The sequence below is a fragment of the Pseudomonas atagonensis genome, from assembly GCF_011369485.1.
Taxonomy (GTDB): domain Bacteria; phylum Pseudomonadota; class Gammaproteobacteria; order Pseudomonadales; family Pseudomonadaceae; genus Aquipseudomonas; species Aquipseudomonas atagonensis.
On record NZ_VXCA01000040.1, the window covers coordinates 1 to 18,450 of the forward strand.

Sequence of the window (18,450 nt, forward strand, 5' to 3'; positions counted from 1 at the left end):
TGTTTTGCCCGCAGGAAAGTGCCTAACGCTTCATAAGATCCCCTACCGTCGCCAGAACCGCCGTTGGGGAAATTCGTTCTGAAGTGACCGGGCAGTTTTTGGTATGGTGCAGCTCGCTTTTTAACGGACTGATGTCATGCCCACGGATCGGCACTCATTTATGTCAAAGAGTTGCTGTAGAAATGCCTGAACCAATCCCTATCAAGGATCACGAAAAAGAGACGCGTCTGGTCAACAAACGGTTGATCGCCTGCGCCTTGTTCGTCTTCGCAGTCAGCTGTGCCCTGGTGGTGCGTCTGTACATCCTGCAAGTGGTGGAGTTTGACTACCACTCGACCATCTCCGAAAACAATCGTGTCCACGTATTACCGATCCCGCCCACTCGCGGCCTGATCTACGATCGCAATGGCGTGCTGCTCGCCGATAACCGTCCCAGCTACAACTTGACGATCACCCGCGAACGCGCCACTGACGTCAATCAAGAGCTGGACGAAGTCATCAGCCTCCTGCGCCTGCCTGCCGAAGACCGCACGGTGTTCGACAAGGCCATGAAACAGTCCCGTCACCCATTCACACCGGTGACATTGTTTTACGAGCTGACGGAAGAACAAATTGCGGTGCTGGCCGTTAACGAGTTCCGCTTGCCGGGGCTTGATGTCGAGCCGCAGTTCGTCCGTCATTACCCGCTCGGTGTGCATTTCGCTCATTCAATCGGCTATGTCGGCCGGATCAACGAAAAAGAATCGAAAACCCTCGATTCGGTCGAATACCGCGGCACCCAATCCATCGGTAAAACCGGCATCGAACGTTTCTACGAAGCGCAACTGCATGGCCACGTCGGTTACGAGGAAGTCGAGACCAACGCCCAGGGCCGTGTCCTGCGAGTGCTTAAACACACCGATCCGGTGCCGGGCAAAAACATCGTTCTGAGCCTCGATGTCAAACTGCAGGAGGCGGCCGAAGCTGCATTGGGCGATCGTCGGGGGTCCGTTGTCGCGCTTGATCCGTCCACCGGCGAAGTGCTGGCAATGGTCAGTAATCCAAGTTTCGACCCGAACCTGTTCGTCACCGGCATCAGCTCCAAGGAATACTCGGCGTTGCGTGATTCCATCGACCGGCCGTTGTTCAACCGCGTGCTGCGCGGCCTGTACGCGCCGGGTTCGACCATCAAGCCAGAAGTGGCAATTGCCGGCCTCGACGCCGGCGTTGTGACGCCGCAGACCCGGGTTTTCGACCCTGGTTACTACCAGCTTCCGGATTTCGATCACAAGTACCGCAACTGGAACCACAGCGGCGACGGCTGGGTAGATATGGACGCTGCGATCATGCGTTCCAACGACACCTACTTCTATGACCTGGCGCACAAGCTTGGCATTGATCGCCTGCACGACTACATGGCGATGTTTGGTCTTGGCGAGAAAGTCTCACTGGACATGTTCGAAGAATCCCCCGGCCTGATGCCGTCACAAGCCTGGAAGCGTGCGACGCGACGTCAGGCCTGGTTCCCCGGTGAAACCGTGATTCTCGGCATTGGTCAGGGCTACATGCAGGTCACACCACTGCAACTGGCCCAAGCCACCGCGCTGATCGCCAACAAAGGTGTGTGGAACCGTCCGCATCTGGCCAAGACCGTCGATGGCGTAGCGCCGGTCGATGAGCACCCGATGCCGAATATTCTGCTCAAGGATCCGCGCGACTGGGAGCAGGTCAACCACGGTATGCAAATGGTGATGCACGATGCGCGAGGCATTGCCCGTGCAGCGGCGGCGGGTGCGCAATACCGCATAGCCGGCAAGAGCGGTACGGCGCAAGTTGTCGCGATCAAGCAGGGGGAGCGCTACAACCGCGAGAAGACGCTTGAGCGCCACCGCGACAACGCCTTGTTCGTCGGCTTCGCTCCGGCCGAACATCCGAAGATCGCTATTTCGGTGATGATCGAGAACGGCGAAGCCGGCGGTCGTGTTGCCGGTCCCGTGGTGCGGCAGATCATGGACGCCTGGCTACTCGATCAGGATGGCCATCTCAAGCCGCAATACGCGGCACCGAGCAAAGCGCCGGGTGATCCGCACGTTTGACCGACAACGGCTTCACAGCACAGGCTCACGCAAGCTGAGCATGTGCTGGAAGCTGTCGAGAAACACAGTTTCAGCCTGAGTCATTTTCTGCTCGCGATTCCACAACAACTGAATATCGAAATCCACCACACCATCCTCAGGCGGCAGGCGCCAGAGCAAGCCTTGCTCGACGTCTCGCCGCACCAGATGCGTGGGCAAACAGCCAATGCCGAAACCCGCACAGATCAGCCGGTAAATCTCTTCGAAACTGGTGGACGAGGCGACAATCTTGCCGGTAAACCCCTGCTGATCGCGGAACAGCGTCAACGGCGAAAGATTGCCGCCCAGTTGATCACTGGTGAAGCTGACAAAGTTTTCCGCCGCCAACTCCTGAAGCGTCAGATTCTGCTGCCCGAAAAGTCGATGCCGTTGCCCGCAAAAGTACGCATAAGTCTCGCGAAACAGTACCCGTTGCTCCAGTCGTGGTTGCGGTAAACGGCACAATCCAACGCCCACCGTGGCGGTTTTTTGCAGCAAGGAACTGATGATGTTCGAGCTGCCCATGACCTCGACTTCCAGTTCGATTTTCGGATGAGTCTCGTGAAAGTCGGCGAGAAACTCGTCGTAATGCCGCGCCTGTACGCCGCTGACGGTGAGGATGCGGATCTTGCCGACCACGTCATCGTGACGGTTTTCGACCACCGTGCCCAAGCGCGAAATATCGCCGTAAATGTCTGCGGCAATGCGCAGGACTTCCTCGCCGGTTTCGGTCAGATCAAAGCGCCGGCCGCTGCGCGCAATCAGCACACAATCCAATTGTTCTTCGAGGCGCTTGAGCGCCTGGCTCACTGCTGACTGCGTAATGTGCAGGCGCGCAGCAGCGCGGCTCATGCTGCCTTCCTGACCGATCACCAGATAGGTGCGCAGCAGGTTCCAGTCCAATCGATCATTGAGAAAGCGCCGACCGACCCACAAGCTGTTAGAGGAAGTCACGTCAGATCCATGTAGTAGTTTGGCTAATACTAGCGTTAAGTTTTTGAAAATTGACTAATCCTGTCACGGAAGCGATAAAGCCCACAAGCGCCACAGAGCGCGACTGTCAGCCGCCTTCACACCTGCCCAAAACTATAAATACACAGGGTTCTTGCATGCACACCACCGCTCAGCCGCGACGCGCGGCGGCCGCTGCCTTTATTGGCACGACCATCGAGTTTTACGATTTCTACATCTACGCCACCGCCGCTGCGCTGGTGCTCGGGCAAGTGTTTTTCCCCAGCAGCGATCCTGTGACCAGCACGCTGGCAGCGTTCGGTAGCTTCGCCGTCGGCTTCATCGCGCGGCCAATGGCGGGCATGGTGTTCGGCCATTTGGGCGACCGCCTCGGGCGCAAGAAAATGCTCCTGGTGACCATGGCCCTGATGGGTTTGGCGACTGCCGGTATCGGTCTGCTGCCGAGTTACGCCAGTGTCGGGATCTGGGCGCCGATCGGACTGATTGTGCTGCGTTTGATCCAGGGTATTTCTGTCGGCGGCGAGTGGGGCGGGGCGGTGCTGATGGCCAGTGAACATGCACCGGCCAGGCGCAAAACGTTTTACGCTTCGTTCGCTCAACTGGGCAGCCCGGCAGGATTGCTGCTGGCATTGATTGCTTTCCGACTGGTGACGTCGCTTGAACCAGAAGAGTTTCTCGCCTGGGGCTGGCGCCTGCCGTTTCTCGCCAGCGGCGTGCTGATGATGGTTGGTCTGATGATCCGTTCCGGCGTGCACGAGTCACCGGAGTTCGCCAAAGCCAAAGACAACAACGAAACCTCGAAATACCCGGTGAAGGACGTCATCCGTCAGTGCTGGCGGCAGATCCTGTTTGCCGCTGCGGCTGTCACCATCGGCTCGGCCGGATTCTTTTTCACCAACACGTTCATGATCACTTACGTCACCCAATATCAGGGCATTGCTCGCTCAACGATTCTCGACTGCCTGTTTCTGGTCACGGTGATTCAACTGCTCTCGCAGCCGCTCTCGGCACTGCTCGCCGAGCGTATAGGCGAAGGTCGATTCCTGATACTGGTGGCGCTGTTGTGCATGGTCACACCGTATCCGATGTTCCTGCTGGTCGGCACCCAGAACATTGTGCTGATGACCCTCGGTATCGCCGTCGCCGTGGTGATCCTTTCGGCGCTGTATGCGGTGATCGCGGGGTACATGACCCAAGCCTTCCCGGTACATCTGCGCTACTCGGGCATCTCCATCGCTTATCAACTGAGCTGCGCGCTGGCCGGTGGTACCACGCCGTTGATCGGCACGCTTTTGGCCAGCAAGTTTTCCGGGCAGTGGTTGCCACTGGCGGTGTTCTTTACCTTGCTTTCGGCCCTTTCCCTGATCGGTGTCTGTGGCCTCGCTCGCCTGCGCGCCAACCCGGTCGTCCTGCGTTCCAATAAAGAGGTGTATTCGTGAGTAAACCTGCCCACATCGACCCGATTGAATGGCAAGCCCGCTGCGAGCTCGCGGCGCTGTACCGTTTGATCGCGCACTTTCGCATGACCGACCTTATCGACACCCACATCACCTTACGCATTCCAGGGCCGGAGCATCACTTTCTGATCAACCGCTACGGGGTGATTTTCGACCGTATGCGCGCTTCCGATCTGGTGCGCATCGATCAGGACGGCAATATCGTCGATCCCGAATACGCCGGGCATCGGGTCAACGCGGCCGGGTTTGTGATTCACTCGGCGATCCACATGGCCCGCCCGGATCTGAACTGCGTGATCCACACGCACACCGCCGCCGGCATGGCGGTTGCGGCACAGAAACACGGCTTGTTGCCGATCAGTCAGCACGCGCTGAAGTTTTACGGAAAACTGGCGTATCACACCTATGAAGGCATCGCGTTGTCGCTGGACGAGCGCGAGCGTTTGATCGCCGATCTCGGCCCGCACCGCGCGATGATTTTGCGCAACCACGGCTTGCTGGTCGGCGGTTCCGGCGTGGCGCAAGCGTTCCAGGAAATCCACTTTCTTGAACGTGCCTGTCAGGCGCAGGTGCAGGCGCTGGCCGGTGGGTCGGAGCTGCATTACCCGTCCCATGAAGTCTGTGCACACACCGCCGAACAGTTCGACCGCGATGAACAGGACAACATCATCGACCTGGCCTGGCACGCCGCTTTAACCCTGATCGAATCTCAGCGTGAGTCTTATCTTTCATGAATACCGTTGCACTTCTGTCCCGCGATACATTGCTGCTCAAGCAATTACAGGAGGCGTTTGCCCGCAGCGCGCCGCAACTCACGGCGGTGCTGGCCGACGACCCGCGAGCGTTCGATGCGCAGATCGCGGCGTGCTGGTTTCCGCTGCCGGACAGCCTTGCCTCGTTGCCGAACCTGCAAGTGATTCACTCCGTGGCGGCCGGTATCGATCATCTCGAGCACGACCCGGCGTGCCCGGATCTGCCGGTATGTCGAGTAGTCGATCCCGGCCATCGTCAGGGCATGACCGAGTACGTGCGCTGGGCGGTGATTCATTATCACCGTGGCTTCGATCAGGTTCTGGCGCAGCAGAACAACCGGCATTGGGAACGACCACTGCAACGCCCGGCGAGCCAGTTCAGGATCGGTGTGATGGGCCTCGGTTCGCTCGGCAGCGCCATCGCCGAAGATCTCTGTGCGGCTGGCTACGACGTCCGTGGCTGGGCGCGCAGTGCGAAGATGTTGCGCGGTGTGCAGACGTTCGCCGGCGCCGAAGGTTTTGAAGCATTTCTCGACAATGTGGAGTTGTTGATCAACCTTTTGCCGCTGACCCACGAGACGCGAGGCATCCTCAATCAGCACACCTTCGAGCGGCTGGCCATTGGTGCAGCGCTGATCAACGTCGGACGCGGCGCACACCTGAACCTCGAAGATCTGCAACAGGCCCTCGATCGAGGAAAACTGCGCGGCGCGATGCTCGACGTGTTCGAACAGGAACCGTTGCCGGCCAGTCATCCGCTGTGGACAACGCCCGGTGTGACGATTACGCCGCACATGGCTTCGGCGGCGTCACACGACTGCATTGCCGAACAGATCGCCGAGAACTTTCGCCGACTCAATGCCGGTGAGCCGCTACTCAACAGCGCGGATCGGCTGCTTGGTTACTGATCCGCCAGACAGGCTTGTAGCCGTTCGATGAACAGGGTTTCGGCGCGGCTCATGCGTTGTTCGCGGTTCCACAGTAAATGGATGTCGACATCGGCAATGCCCTCGTGAGGCGGCAGGCGCCAGAGCAGTCCGGCCTCGACGTCCGCCGCCACCACGTGCTCAGGCAAGCAACCGATACCGAACCCGGCGATCACCAGTCGCCGCACTTCCTCCAGGCTCGGCGATGACGCAACGATGCGTCCGCTGAAGCCTTGCTGATCGCGGAAAATCGTCAGTGGCGAGAGCATGCCGCCGATCTGGTCGCTGGTGAAACTGACGAAATTCTCGCGCTGCAGATCGCCTTCGACGACGTCCTTGCGGCCGAACAACGGATGGTGTTTGCCACAGAAAAACGCATAGCGTTGACGCAGAAACAAGCGCTGTTCCAGGCGCGGCTGCGGGCGGCGATTGAGGCTCAGACCGAGGGTCGCGGTTTTTTCCTGCAAGGCACTGACGATGTCCGAACTGCGCATCACATCGACCTCCAGATCGACTCGCGGAAATTGCCTGTGGAAGTCCGCGAGGAAGTCATCGAAGCGCTCGGAAAAGATCCGGCTGATGATCAGCAAGCGTACCTTGCCGATCACTTCTTCGGCCGGTTGCTCCAGCAGGCTGCTGACTTGCGACATCTGCCCGTAGATTTCTCCGGCCAGTTCGAAGATTTGTTCGCCCACCTCCGTGAGCGCGAAACGCGGGCCGCGCCGGGCGATCAACTGGCGGCCCAGTTGTTCCTCCAGACGCTTGAGCGCCTGGCTCACCGCCGGTTGCGTCAGGTGCAGGCGCGCGGCGGCGCGGCTGATGCTCAGCTCCTGACCAATCACCCGGAAGGTGCGCAGCAGGTTCCAGTCCAGACGATCATTGAGCAGGCGTTGCACGTCGCGTTCAGCCATGGCAGTTCTCGATTATTAGTTGGCGTAATAATCGGAATAATAAATAGAAAATTGACTAATCATAGCCCCGCGACGATAAATCACCCTCAGACAGGCGCCGCCAGAGCGCCTCGGATGTACCGTTTCCCTCCTGCCAGAAAAACAATCAAAGGAGCCCGACCATGAAGCCTCCCGCTTCGAACCAGCCGCGCCGTGCGGCCGCCGCCGCCTTCATTGGCACCATGATCGAGTGGTACGACTTTTACATCTACGCCACCGCCGCCGCGCTGGTATTCGGTGCGCTGTTTTTTCCCTCCGACGATCCGCTGTTCAGCACCATGGCCGCGTTCGGCACCTTCGCCGTGGGCTTCTTCGCGCGGCCGTTGGGCGGGATCATTTTCGGTCATATCGGCGACCGTATCGGGCGCAAGAAATCGCTGATCATCACGCTGTTGATGATGGGCGTAGTCACCGTGTGCATCGGCTTGTTGCCGACCTACGCGCAGATCGGTGTCACCGCCCCGGTGCTGCTGATTCTGCTGCGTATCGTCCAGGGCATCGCCGTCGGCGGCGAGTGGGGCGGGGCGGTGTTGATGGCCGGCGAGCATGCGCCGAAAGGCCGGCGCAATTTCTTCGCGTCGTTCGCGCAACTGGGCAGCCCGGCGGGTTTGATCCTGTCGCTGCTGGCCTTCAGCGCAGTGACCCGTTTGCCGGAAGAAGACCTGATGAGCTGGGGCTGGCGTCTGCCATTCCTCGCCAGTGCGTTGTTGCTGCTGGTGGGCCTGGCGATTCGCCTCGGCGTGAACGAGTCGCCGGAATTCCTCGCCAGCCGTGAACAGGCGAGCAAACAGATCAAGAAAGAGCAGGCGCCGGTGATGGAAGTCCTGCGCACCGCGTGGCGGCCACTGCTGTTGTGCATTGGTGCCAACACACTGGGCATCGCCGGGGTGTATTTCACCAACACCTTCATGATCGCCTACACCACTCAGCAATTGGCGCTGCCGCGTTCGCTGATCCTTGAATGCCTGTTCTTCGTGGCGCTCATCCAGTTCTGCATTCAGCCGCTGGCGGCATGGCTGGCGGAGAAGATCGGTGCCACCCGTTTCCTCTGTCTGGTGTCGCTGCTGGCGATGGCCTCTCCGTATCCGATGTTCGTACTGGTCAGCTCGGCGCAGGCGCCGCTGATCATCCTCGGCATCGCGTTGGCGGTGGTGTGCATGGCCTCGTTCTACGCGGTGATCGCCGGGTATGTCAGCGGCATGTTCGAGACCCGCGTGCGTTACACCGCGATCTCCCTGGCCTATCAGGTATGCGGCGCGCTGGCCGGCGGTTTGACGCCGCTGATCGGCACCATGCTCGCGCACAAATTCACCGGCCAGTGGTGGCCGATGGCGGTGTTCTACAGCCTGATCGCCGCCATCTCGCTGATCTGCGTGCTGTCGCTTGCCCGCCGTCACGCCAGCGCTCATCGCGCCGAAATGGCCGCCGTTTAATCACCGATTCCAGGAGTACAGCATGTTGAAAATCAATGGCGACCGCCTGTGGGCGAGCCTGATGGCCATGGCCGAAATCGGCGCCACTGCGCGCGGCGGTAGCTGTCGTCTGGCGTTGAGCGATGAAGACAAGGCGGGTCGCGAACTGTTCGCCCACTGGTGCCGCGAAGCCGGCATGACTCTGAGCGTGGACGCGATCGGCAACCTGTTTGCCCGCCGTCCCGGCACCGATCCCGAAGCAGCGCCGGTGATGATGGGCAGTCACCTCGACACCCAGCCGGAGGGCGGGCGTTTCGATGGCGTTTACGGAGTGTTGGCCGGCCTCGAAGTGGTGCGCTGTCTCAACGACCAGAACATCCAGACCCGCAAGCCGCTGGAGGTGGCGGTCTGGACTAACGAGGAAGGCGCACGCTTTACCCCGGCGATGTTCGGCTCGGCGGTGTTCACCGGGATCATGAAGCTGGACGCCGCGCTGGCGGTGCGTGACGCCAACGGCATCAGCGTTGCAGAGGAATTGCAGCGGCTCAGTTACTCCGCTGATCGCCCGTTGGGCGGGGCGGTGGATGCTTATTTCGAGGCACACATCGAGCAAGGCCCGATCCTCGAAGACAACGCCAAAAGCATCGGCGTGGTCAGCGGCGGCCAAGCGATTCGCTGGCTCGACGTTCAGGTCGAAGGCATGGCCGCTCACGCTGGCACCACGCCGATGCCCCTGCGCAAGGACGCCCTGTACGGCGTGGCGCGGATGATTCAGGCGATTGAAGGGCTGGCGGCGGACTTTGCCCCTGAGGGACTGACCACCGTCGGCGAGTTGAGCATCAACAAATCGTCGCGCAACACCATTCCCGGACGCGTGAATTTCACCGTCGATTTGCGCCACCACCGTGACGACGCCATCACCGCAATGGAAGAGCAGGTCCGCGCTCGCTTGCAAGCCATCGCCGATGGCCGAGATCTGCAACTGACGATCACCCCGCACTGGATCAGCCCGGCGACGCCATTTGATGCCGAGTGTGTGGCCGCGGTGCAATCGGCGGTGGATGCGCTGGGCTACGCTCAGCAGTCGATTGTCAGTGGCGCCGGGCATGACGCGATTCTGCTGGCACGGTATTGCCCGACGGCGATGGTGTTCATCCCGTGTGTCGGTGGTTTGAGCCATAACGAAGCCGAAGATGTGTTGCCCGAGGACGTGAAGCAGGGCACCGATGTATTGCTCAACGCCGTGCTGGCCCGCGCCGGTCGAATCGAACAGGAAACCTGAACCATGCGCAGTTTTTTCCACCCCGAACAATTGCTCCACCACCCACGCAGTTACTACTCCCGTGGCCAGATGCGCACGCCGCAGGAAGTACCCGAACGTGCGCAGCGTCTGGTTCAGGCCGCGTATGACTTGGGCTTCAGCGTCGAGCAACCGGGAGATGCAGGCCTCGCACCGTTGCTGGCGGTGCATGGCGCGCCGTATCTGACATTCCTTCAGGAAGCCCACGCCCGCTGGAAGGAAATTCCCGAAGATTGGGGCGATGAAGTGATGTCGAACATTTTCGTCCGTGAGCCCAACGCCCTGCGCGGGATCCTCGCGCAAGCCGCGCGTTATCTGGCGGACGGCAGTTGCCCGGTTGGCGAGCAGACCTGGCGTTCGGCGTACTGGTCGGCGCAAAGCGCGGTAGCTGGCGCGCAGGCGTTGATTGATGGCGAGCCAGCGGCTTACGCACTGTGCCGTCCGCCGGGGCACCATGCCCGGGCCGAAGCGGCCGGCGGTTTCTGTTACGTGAACAATGCGGCGGTGGCGGCGCAGGTACTGCGTGCGCGCTTCGCCAAAGTCGCCGTGCTCGACACCGACATGCACCACGGTCAGGGCATTCAGGAAATTTTCTACGACCGCGATGATGTGCTCTACGTTTCGGTGCATGGCGATCCGACCAATTTCTATCCCGGCGTTGCCGGGTTTGCCGAGGAGCGCGGTGCCGGGGCGGGGGAGGGTTTCAACCTCAATCTACCGATGGCCCATGGTTCCAGTGAGGCGGACTTCCTCGGGCAACTGGACACCGCGTTGGCGGCGGTGCGCGAGTTCGGCGCTGAGGTGCTTGTGCTGTCGCTGGGTTTCGATATCTACGAGCTGGACCCGCAAAGCAAGGTCGCCGTCACCCGTGAAGGTTTTGCAGCATTGGGTGAGCGAATCCGCAGCCTCGGCCTGCCATGCCTGATCGTGCAGGAGGGCGGTTATCACCTGAAAAGTCTCGAAGACAACGCCCGGGCGTTTTTCGTGAATACCGAGGTTTGGCAGCGCTGAGACGATCCACCTGACGAAGCGCCCTGCGGTGCTTGCCATCGCCCTGACGTTAACGTAAACATTGGCGTCAGGGCGCTGAATTAAAAAAAGCGCAAAGCGGACCGCTCCGGAGCGCTTGATGACTCTAATAAAAACCACCGATCCCAAGTCTCACCACGAAGCCCGGCTCGCACGGGAAAAGCTTCATCTTGAAGGCCAGGTGCCCGACGGCGTGCTGCGTGCCGAGATCGATGCGTCGTGGCGGCGCAGCCTCGGTCACGGCGTGCACTTCAACGGCAAGCATGAACTGACGCTGGAATCGAGCGCCAGCCTTGATGTGCTGCTGGCCAGCAACCGCTTGCTGCTCGACGCGGCAATGCCGGCCATCGATTACCTCGCCGAGCGTCAGGGCAAGGAAGGCCTGATCATCCTCGCCAATTCCGATGCAACCATTCTTGCCGTCGAAGGGCGCGCCGACCGCCTCAAGGGCAGCGGCTTGCAGGACATCACCCTTGGCGCCTGCTGGAGCGAAGCGGCGCGTGGCACCAATGCCCTCGGTACCGCACTGGTCGAAGCACGGCCCACGCTGATCGATTGCGGTGAACATTATCTGGATCGGCTCAGCGATTTTTCTTGCACTTCAGTGCCGATTCATTGCCCTCAAGGCGAGATTCTCGGCGTACTCGACCTGACCCGCGAAGGCCCGCTCGGCCGCGTTCACGACAGCACCGCGCTGCTGAGCATGGCGGTCAGTCAGATCGAAAGCCGCGTGTTCAACAACAGTTTCCCGGATCAGATTGTTCTGGCATTTCACAGCCGCCGGCAGTACCTGGAATCGCCGTGGCAAGGCTTGCTCGCGGTCAGCCTCGGCGGGCAGATTCTGGCGGTCAGCGCCCAGGCCTGTCAGTTGCTGCGAGCCGAGCGTTCGGCGCTGGTCGGGCGCCGTTGCGAGGAGTTTCTTGGCGTCGATGGCGTGCAATTGCTTACGCGCCTGCAGCAGGGCGGCGTCGGCAGCCTGCAAACCGCCAAGGGTGAATTCTTCTACAAAACCCTGCGCGCGCCGGCGCGCTCGGTGAACCTGGGCGGGCCACCGCGCAGCGTGGCGAAAACCGTCAAGGCGCCGCCGGATCTGGACGCTTTGGCAGGCAGCAATAGCCGTTATGCCCGCGCCTTGCGCATGGCCCGTCAAGGTCTGGCCAACGAATTGCCGGTGTTGCTGCTGGGCGAAACCGGTACAGGGAAAGAAGTCATCGCCCGGGCCTTGCACATGGCCGGCAGTCGTTGCGACAAACCCTTTGTCGCGGTGAACTGCGCGGCGATTCCCGAAGGCCTGATCGAGTCCGAACTGTTCGGCTACCGTGACGGCGCGTTCACCGGATCGCGGCGCGGCGGCATGATCGGACGCCTGCAACAGGCTCACGGCGGCACGCTGTTTCTCGACGAAATCGGCGACATGCCGCTGGCCTTGCAGGCGCGTTTGCTGCGGGTGTTGCAGGATCGCAAGGTCGCGCCACTGGGCGCAGGTGAAGAACAAGACATCGACGTCGCACTGATCTGCGCGACCCACCGTGATCTGAAAATATTGGTCGCCGACAAACAGTTTCGCGAAGACCTGTTCTACCGCGTCAACGGCATCAGCGTCATGCTTCCGGCCCTGCGCGAGCGCGATGATTTTGCCGCGCTGGTCACCCGCCTGCTGGGCAAACTCGACGCGCCCGATGCACGCCTGCACGACGATCTTCAGCGCTTGCTCAGCGCCTATCACTGGCCGGGCAACATCCGTCAATTGGAGATGGTGTTGCGCACCGCGCTGGCGATGCGCGAGCCGGGCGAAACAGTGCTGACCCTCGATCACTTGCCTGACAGCATGCTCGACGAACTCAGCGCCAGCGAAAAACCTCAGCCCGGCAGCATTCGCGAGAATGAGCTGGAAATGATCCGCCAGTCCCTCGACAGCCATCAGGGCAACGTCTCGGCCGCTGCCGATGCGCTGGGTATCAGCCGCGCGACGCTGTATCGCAAACTCAAGCAGTTGCGCTCGTGATGCAGCGCCTGATAACCCGGCTGATCGACAGCCGCGACCCTGCCGCCACGCAAGCGGCGCTGCGTTGGCTGTATGGGTTCGTGCGTCCGCAGCGTCTGGCGATTGCCGGTTTGCTCGGGCTGTCGGTGTGCGCTTCGCTGCTGGTGCTGGTGCAGCCGTGGCTGGTGAAATTGCTGATCGATGATGGTCTGCTGGCGCGCAACTTCTCGATGCTGGTAATGATTGCAGTGCTGATGATCGGCGCCGGACTGCTCGGGACGGCGCTGTCGGGGATCAACCGTTATCTGCACACGCGGCTGTCCGGGCGGATTCTGTTTGCCTTGCGCGATGACCTTTATCGGCATCTGCAAACCCTGTCGCCGAGCTTCTACGGGCAGCGGCGGATTGGTGATCTGATGTCGCGCCTCGACGGCGACGTCGCGGAGATTCAGCGCTTCGCGGTCGACTCGTTGTTCTCGGCGGTGTCCAGCGTGATCGGTCTGGTAGTTGCCATCGCGATGCTGTTCACCCTGTCGTGGAAGTTGTCATTGCTGGCGCTGGTGCTGATCCCGCTCGACGTCCTCTGGCTGCGCTGGATGCGGCGCAAGGTCGAGCGCGATGTGCGGCAATTGCGCGAGCGTTCGGCGGACATGTCGTCGTTCATGGTCGAGACCTTGCCGGTGATGAAGTTTATTCAGTCGGCGGGGCAGCAGCAGCGTGAAGCGCGACGACTGGAGAGCCTGGGCCAAGGCTACATGAATCAATTGCTGCGCCTGCAAGTGACCGAGTTTTTCACCCAGGCGGTGCCGGGCACGCTGACCTCGCTGTCCCGCGCCTGCGCCTTTTTGATCGGCGGTTACTGGGTGGTGCAGGGCACCTGGCAACTGGGCGCGCTGATCGCCTTTTCCACGTATCTGGGCATGGCGGTCGGGCCGGTGCAGAGCTTGCTCGGCTTGTACGTGGCGATCCAGCGGATGACCGTCAGCCTCGGCCGGGTCATGGAGTTGCGCGGTGAAGAAGCGAGCGTGCGCTCGCCGGTGTCGCCGCAACCACTGCCGGCCTCGGGTGAATTGCGTTTTGACAACGTGCACTTCAGTCACCCCGGCCGAACGAGCACCTTGAGCGGCATCGAGGCGACGATTCCCTACGGTTTGAAAGTGGCGTTGAGCGGCGGCTCCGGCGTCGGCAAATCGACCCTGATCGATCTGCTGCAACGGCATCACGATCCGCAATCCGGACGGGTGTTGCTCGGCGAAGTCGATCTGCGTGAACTGGACTTGTTCGAATTGCGCCGACGCATCGCCGTGGTCAGTCAGGACATCGTGCTGTTTCGCGGCAGCCTCGCCGACAACCTGGCTTACGCGATGCCGGATGCCAGTCGCGACGCCATCGCCGAGGTTGCACGACTGGCGCAGCTCGACAGCCTGATCGCTTCGCTGCCCGAAGGCCTCGACAGTCCGTTGGGCGAGCGCGGTCAGCAGTTGTCCGGCGGGCAGAAACAACGCATCGCGATTGCCCGGGCGCTGTTGCAGGATCCATTGATTCTGGTGCTCGACGAAGCGACTTCGGCGGTCGATGAGGCTACCGAGCGGGAAGTGATCGAGGCCATTGACCGCTTGTTTGCCGGGCGTACGCGCATTCTCATCAGCCACCGTCCGTCGACACTGGCCGATGCCGATCTGCGCTTTGAATTGCTCGACGGTGTGCTGACTTCAAAAACGGTGCTGCATGAAGCCTGAGTTGCGCATCGGCGTGGTCGACAGTGGGCACTCGGCAGCGCAGCGCGTGCAGGTGATAGCCGGGCGACGCTTTTTCTTGCTCGAGGATGGCCTGGCGCAGAGCGATCTGCGAGACGACCCGTTGGGCCACGGCAGCGCGGTGATCGAAGCGATCAGTCGGCGCGCCCCGGCCGCGCAGATTTGCGTGGCGCAGGTGTTCGATCAACGCGGCGTGACCAGCGCCTTGCAGATCGCCACGGCGATTGACTGGCTGGTGACGCAGGACGTGCGGCTGATCAATCTGAGCCTCGGTCTGCGCCAGGATCGCAGCCTATTGCGCGAGGCGTGCGCGGCGGCGGTGGCCCATGGAGTGTTGCTGTGTGCATCGAGCCCGGCGCAGGGCGCGGCGGTGTTTCCGGCGAGTTATCCGCAGGTGTTGCGGGTCACCGGGGATGCGCGCTGCACCGATGAACATTGGTCGTGGCTCGACAGCGCGCAGGCGGATTTTGCCGCTTGCGTGCACGGCACGTATCCGGGGCAATCCGGGGCCAGTCTGGGGTGTGCGGCGTTGAGCGGGCATATCGCTGGCTATCTGCTGGAGCATCCGCAGGCGAGCAACACCGAAGTGATCGACTGGCTGAAACAGCACGCTCGTTATCGCGGCCCTGAACGGCGTTTCGGCCCATGACTGCGATCCTGATTCTGGGTGCCGGGCCGGCCGGCGCGGCTGTTGCTTTGGGACTCCGGCGACTGGGTTACCCCGTGACGCTGGTCAGCGAATGGCGCCGGTTTGCGGCGCTCGAAGGTGTGTCGCAACGGGTGCTGGAAGCCTTGCGCGGCACCGGGTTGCATCAAGCGCTGGCAGACGCGACGTTGCCGTCCCAGAGACAAGTGAACTGGAACGCGCAGGCGCATGCGCAGAACATTGAGTTCCTTTTGGATCGGCCGACTTTCGATAGCGGCTTGCGCGAGAGTCTGCGCGTGGCCGGCGTGGATGTGATTGAGCGTCGGGTGTTGAGCGTGCATTCCTCCGTGGACGGTCATCGGATCGCACTCGATGGCGGCCAAATACTGACCGCGGATTTCCTGGTCGAGGCTCGGGGGCGACAGGCGCCGGCATCCGGCAAAGGTCTGCGCGGGCCGGAGACGATCAGCCTGCTCAATCGCTGGCAAGGCGAGCCGGGCGTCACCGCCAGTGCCGTGGAAAGCCTTGAAGACGGCTGGGCCTGGATGGCCCGCCGTGACGACGGTCAGTGTTATTGGCAATGGACGGTGGATGTGGCCAGCGCCGGGTTGCCGGGCAAGGCGCAGTTGCTCGACCACTGTCGCGCGCGGCGTCATGCCTCGGATTTTGCTCAAGCGTTCTTTGCCGGCGGGCAGGAATCGGAGTTGCAACTGCACGCCCGCAGCAGCACGGCGATTCTGGCGCCTCAGGTGTGCGGCGAAAACTGGATTCGTGTGGGCGATGCCGCGATGGCCGTGGACCCGCTGTCGGGTAACGGGATTTTCCAATCGCTGTCCTCGGCATTACAGGCGCCGGTGGTGATCAACACCTTGTTGCGCAAACCCGAACGCGCGGCGTTGGCGCAACGATTTCATCAGCAGCGGGTGGAACAGTTGTTTTTGCGTTTCGCACGGATAGGTCGGGACTTTTACGCCGATGAGCAACGCTGGTGCGAGCAGCCTTTCTGGCAGGCGCGACGGCAGTGGCCGGATGCGCAGATGGCGCATGCCGAGGCGGACTTCGCGGCGTTACGGATTGCGCGGATGCCGGTGTTGCGTGACGGTTTTGTCGATGAGGCCGAGGTGGTGGTGACGGCGGATCAGCCGCTGGGCATCTGGCATGTGCAAGGGGTGGAGGTGGCGCCGGTGGTGCGGCGGTTGCGCGATGAGCCGGCGGATCAAGTGTTGGCGGGATTGAGTGAAGAGCAGGGACGGGTGATCAGGGGATGGTTGTTGAGTCAGGGATATCGGCCCTCACCCTAACCCTCTCCCGTTGGGAGAGGGGACTGATTGGGGGATATTGAAGAGTTACGCCGACGTGAACGTGCGGCATTGAATCCATAGTCGACTCGATTTTCCAGGTCGATGCATTAGGCAAGACACCTCGGTCTGCTCCCTCTCCCTCCGGGAGAGGGCTGGGGTGAGGGTCGGCTTTTGATTTTGATCTTGATCTCCTACAACTTGATCAACACCGACTTCAGCTCGGTGTAATGCTCGATCGCCGCATAACCCATTTCCCGCCCAACCCCCGACATCTTATAGCCGCCAAATGGCAATGCCGGGTCGAGTGCGCTGTGGCAATTGACCCACACCGAGCCCGACTTGATGCGCGGAATCATCCGGTGCACCGCTGCCAGATCATTCGACCAAATGCTCGCGCCCAACCCGTAAGGACTGTCATTAGCCATGCGCAATGCATCGGCTTCGTCATCGAACGGAATCGCCACCAGCACCGGGCCGAAAATCTCTTCCTGCACCAGCGAGTGCTGTTGATCGACATCGACAATCACCGTCGGTTTGACGAAGAACCCCGGCCCGAACCGTTCGCCGCCGCAGGCAATGGTCGCGCCGCTTTCGCGGCCCATCTCGATGTAGTTGTAGACGCGCTCCTGCTGGCGCGCGGAAATCAACGGGCCCATTTCCACGCTCGGGTCGAGGCCGTTGCCCATCTTCATGGCGTTGGCGATATCACTGATGTCCGCCACCACATTGTCGAAATGCTTGCGCTGCACATACAGCCTTGAACCTGCGCAGCAGACCTGGCCCTGATTGAAGAAAATCGCACTGGCCGCCCCTGCTGCGGCGGTTTTCAAGTCGGCGTCGGCCATGACGATGGTCGGCGATTTGCCGCCCAGTTCAAGGGTCACGCGGGTCATTGAGTCCATGGCGATCTTGCCGATCTGTTTGCCGACCGCGGTGGAACCGGTGAAGGTCAGTTTGTCGACCAGCGGGTTGTGCGTCAGTGCCGAGCCGGCGGTGATCCCGGTGCCGGTGACCACGTTGAACACGCCTTCCGGGTAACCGGCCTCCAGTACCAATTCCGCCAGTTTCAGCGCGGTCAGCGGGGTTTCGTCGGCAGGCTTGAGCACCACGGTGCAACCGGTGGCCAGCGCCGGGCCGAGTTTCCAGCACGCCAGCAGCAACGGGAAGTTCCAGGCGACGATGGCGCCCACCACACCGACCGCCTCGCGGCGGATGAAACTGTGGAACTGATCGCCGGGCATCAATGGCAGCGACACCTCGACGCTGGAACCTTCAATCTTGGTCGCCCAGCCGGCCATGTAGCGCAGAAAGTCGATAGCCAGTTGCACGTCCATCACCTGCGCCACCGCCGCGCTTTTGCCGTTGTTCAGGCATTCCAGTTGCGCCAGCAATTCAGCATCGCGCTGCATCAGATCCGCAAGTTTCCACAGCAGGTTCTGCCGTTCACGCGGGCGGGTGCGGCTCCACGCCGAATCATCGAAAGCCTGACGTGCCGCGAGCACCGCACGGTCGACGTCGTCCGGCGTGGCACGGGGCACCACGCAGAGCACTTCGCCGGTCGCCGGGTTGTGCAGCGGCATGGTCTGGCCGTCGGCGGCCTCGACCCAGTCGCCGCCAATGAGCATGCGCGGCGCGCGTTGAATGAATGCCGATGTGGCGGGAAGCAGGTAGGGCAGGGACATGGCGAAGCCTCTTGTTGTTCGTGAAAACAAGGCTTTCGCAATGGCTGTGCCAATTGTCCGGGAAGGCTTTAAAGCGCCGAATTGGCGGGCGCTGCATAAGTCCGGCGTCTGCCTTTGGCGCAGGGATTGTCGCAAATCGCGACGGCGACTGAGACGGCTGAATCAGCCCTGACCACCATGGAGGTCAGG

Annotated in this window: 14 protein-coding genes; 11 read left to right on the plus strand and 3 right to left on the minus strand. The window is 61.5% G+C overall.

Translation table 11 applies throughout. The features are described from left to right. The first annotated feature begins 182 nt into the window (after positions 1 to 182). The gene (mrdA, locus tag F2P67_RS24860; RefSeq protein ID WP_166225047.1) at positions 183 to 2,075 is read left to right on the plus strand and encodes a penicillin-binding protein 2; all 1,893 of its coding nucleotides are present in this window, start codon (positions 183 to 185) and stop codon (positions 2,073 to 2,075) included. Between the two features lie 12 nt (positions 2,076 to 2,087). On the opposite strand, the gene F2P67_RS24865 is transcribed toward mrdA, so the two are convergent. Then, positions 2,088 to 3,047, minus strand: a complete 960-nt coding sequence (locus F2P67_RS24865; RefSeq protein ID WP_166225051.1) for a LysR substrate-binding domain-containing protein — start codon at positions 3,045 to 3,047, stop codon at positions 2,088 to 2,090. 155 nt (positions 3,048 to 3,202) lie between these two features. Between F2P67_RS24865 and F2P67_RS24870 the strand changes: the two genes are divergently transcribed. From F2P67_RS24870 to F2P67_RS24880, 3 genes are read left to right on the plus strand one after another with little or no spacing between them, the layout of a single operon-like run. Beyond that, entirely contained in the window at positions 3,203 to 4,504 is a 1,302-nt protein-coding gene (locus tag F2P67_RS24870) for an MFS transporter (RefSeq protein ID WP_166225054.1), read from the plus strand. Continuing rightward, a complete protein-coding gene (locus F2P67_RS24875) occupies positions 4,501 to 5,256 on the plus strand; it encodes a class II aldolase/adducin family protein (RefSeq protein ID WP_166225057.1) in 756 nt (251 codons plus the stop codon). Before F2P67_RS24870 ends, F2P67_RS24875 begins: the two co-directional genes overlap by 4 nt. Continuing rightward, on the plus strand, positions 5,253 to 6,182 hold the full coding sequence (locus F2P67_RS24880) for a 2-hydroxyacid dehydrogenase (protein ID WP_166225060.1): 930 nt from the start codon (positions 5,253 to 5,255) through the stop codon (positions 6,180 to 6,182). Before F2P67_RS24875 ends, F2P67_RS24880 begins: the two co-directional genes overlap by 4 nt. Here the strand turns inward: F2P67_RS24880 and F2P67_RS24885 are convergent. Beyond that, positions 6,176 to 7,111, minus strand: coding sequence for a LysR family transcriptional regulator (locus tag F2P67_RS24885; protein ID WP_166225063.1), 936 nt, complete (start codon positions 7,109 to 7,111; stop codon positions 6,176 to 6,178). The genes F2P67_RS24880 and F2P67_RS24885 overlap by 7 nt on opposite strands. Before the next feature lie 161 nt (positions 7,112 to 7,272). On the opposite strand from F2P67_RS24885, the gene F2P67_RS24890 reads away from it, so the two are divergent. The 7 genes from F2P67_RS24890 to qhpG all read left to right on the plus strand — a co-directional run bounded on the left by F2P67_RS24890 (position 7,273) and on the right by qhpG (position 16,579). After that, a complete protein-coding gene (locus F2P67_RS24890) occupies positions 7,273 to 8,583 on the plus strand; it encodes an MFS transporter (RefSeq protein ID WP_166225065.1) in 1,311 nt (436 codons plus the stop codon). A 22-nt stretch (positions 8,584 to 8,605) separates the two neighbouring features. Further along, positions 8,606 to 9,844, plus strand: coding sequence for a Zn-dependent hydrolase (locus F2P67_RS24895; RefSeq protein ID WP_166225068.1), 1,239 nt, complete (start codon positions 8,606 to 8,608; stop codon positions 9,842 to 9,844). Between the two features lie 3 nt (positions 9,845 to 9,847). Further along, positions 9,848 to 10,873, plus strand: coding sequence for a histone deacetylase family protein (locus tag F2P67_RS24900; RefSeq protein ID WP_166225071.1), 1,026 nt, complete (start codon positions 9,848 to 9,850; stop codon positions 10,871 to 10,873). 118 nt (positions 10,874 to 10,991) lie between these two features. After that, on the plus strand, positions 10,992 to 12,896 hold the full coding sequence (locus tag F2P67_RS24905; RefSeq protein WP_166225074.1) for a sigma-54-dependent Fis family transcriptional regulator: 1,905 nt from the start codon (positions 10,992 to 10,994) through the stop codon (positions 12,894 to 12,896). Further along, positions 12,896 to 14,614 (plus strand): ABC transporter ATP-binding protein, encoded by a 1,719-nt coding sequence (locus F2P67_RS24910; protein WP_166225077.1) that lies wholly within the window; start codon positions 12,896 to 12,898, stop codon positions 14,612 to 14,614. Before F2P67_RS24905 ends, F2P67_RS24910 begins: the two co-directional genes overlap by 1 nt. Then, positions 14,604 to 15,281 carry a subtilisin-like serine protease QhpE gene (gene qhpE / locus F2P67_RS24915; RefSeq protein WP_166225080.1) on the plus strand — a complete coding sequence of 226 codons (678 nt, stop codon included), beginning with the start codon at positions 14,604 to 14,606 and terminating at the stop codon, positions 15,279 to 15,281. Before F2P67_RS24910 ends, qhpE begins: the two co-directional genes overlap by 11 nt. Next, positions 15,278 to 16,579, plus strand: coding sequence for a flavin-dependent monooxygenase QhpG (qhpG, locus tag F2P67_RS24920; RefSeq protein WP_166225083.1), 1,302 nt, complete (start codon positions 15,278 to 15,280; stop codon positions 16,577 to 16,579). The genes qhpE and qhpG overlap by 4 nt, the downstream gene beginning before the upstream one ends. Positions 16,580 to 16,770: 191 nt before the next feature. Here the strand turns inward: qhpG and F2P67_RS24925 are convergent, their stop codons facing one another. Continuing rightward, positions 16,771 to 18,261: an aldehyde dehydrogenase family protein gene (locus F2P67_RS24925; RefSeq protein WP_166225086.1), complete on the minus strand. Its 1,491-nt coding sequence runs from the start codon at positions 18,259 to 18,261 to the stop codon at positions 16,771 to 16,773. Positions 18,262 to 18,450: the final 189 nt, after the last annotated feature.

Coding starts and splice junctions, on each gene's coding strand:
- mrdA (WP_166225047.1), top strand. CDS start 183: ATGCCTGAACCAATCCCTATCAAGGATCACGAAAAAGAGACGCGTCTG.
- F2P67_RS24870 (WP_166225054.1), top strand. CDS start 3,203: ATGCACACCACCGCTCAGCCGCGACGCGCGGCGGCCGCTGCCTTTATT.
- F2P67_RS24880 (WP_166225060.1), top strand. CDS start 5,253: ATGAATACCGTTGCACTTCTGTCCCGCGATACATTGCTGCTCAAGCAA.
- F2P67_RS24885 (WP_166225063.1), bottom strand. CDS start 7,111: ATGGCTGAACGCGACGTGCAACGCCTGCTCAATGATCGTCTGGACTGG.
- F2P67_RS24890 (WP_166225065.1), top strand. CDS start 7,273: ATGAAGCCTCCCGCTTCGAACCAGCCGCGCCGTGCGGCCGCCGCCGCC.
- F2P67_RS24895 (WP_166225068.1), top strand. CDS start 8,606: ATGTTGAAAATCAATGGCGACCGCCTGTGGGCGAGCCTGATGGCCATG.
- F2P67_RS24900 (WP_166225071.1), top strand. CDS start 9,848: ATGCGCAGTTTTTTCCACCCCGAACAATTGCTCCACCACCCACGCAGT.
- F2P67_RS24905 (WP_166225074.1), top strand. CDS start 10,992: ATGACTCTAATAAAAACCACCGATCCCAAGTCTCACCACGAAGCCCGG.
- F2P67_RS24910 (WP_166225077.1), top strand. CDS start 12,896: ATGCAGCGCCTGATAACCCGGCTGATCGACAGCCGCGACCCTGCCGCC.
- qhpE (WP_166225080.1), top strand. CDS start 14,604: ATGAAGCCTGAGTTGCGCATCGGCGTGGTCGACAGTGGGCACTCGGCA.
- qhpG (WP_166225083.1), top strand. CDS start 15,278: ATGACTGCGATCCTGATTCTGGGTGCCGGGCCGGCCGGCGCGGCTGTT.
- F2P67_RS24925 (WP_166225086.1), bottom strand. CDS start 18,261: ATGTCCCTGCCCTACCTGCTTCCCGCCACATCGGCATTCATTCAACGC.